The organism is Terrisporobacter petrolearius (genome assembly GCF_020748185.1).
Classification (GTDB): domain Bacteria; phylum Bacillota; class Clostridia; order Peptostreptococcales; family Peptostreptococcaceae; genus Terrisporobacter; species Terrisporobacter petrolearius.
Window position 1 is genome coordinate 1 of the sequence record NZ_JAHZMO010000251.1, and the last position, 247, is coordinate 247.

Annotated in this window: 2 protein-coding genes; both read right to left on the reverse strand. The window is 36.8% G+C overall.

Annotation, left to right across the window (positions count from 1 at the left end; all coding sequences use genetic code 11):
• Positions 1 to 78: hypothetical protein (locus K0040_RS21905; RefSeq protein WP_265588956.1), on the reverse strand; the 78-nt coding region annotated here is incomplete at its 3' end.
• A gap of 8 nt (positions 79 to 86) precedes the next feature.
• Positions 87 to 245 (reverse strand): transposase, encoded by a 159-nt coding sequence (locus K0040_RS21910; protein WP_369123752.1) that lies wholly within the window; start codon positions 243 to 245, stop codon positions 87 to 89.
• Between the last annotated feature and the right edge of the window lie 2 nt (positions 246 to 247).

Consider the following 247-nt stretch of genomic DNA (forward strand, 5'->3'; position numbering starts at 1 on the left):
CCTCGGAACCATACTCCAGTATTTATTCTTAAATCTACTATCTTTCTTTTTTATCGAAGCCCATGCACATTCACACAATATAGATCTTAACCACGGATTTCCAGACTTGATGCTACTTCTTTTTTTTTACCTGCACTCTCATTATTTTTAGGACATAAACCAGCCCATGAACTCAAGTGCTTTTCTGTTGGAAATACAGACATATCACTTCCTATTTCAGCTATAATGCATGCTGCAGATGCCATAC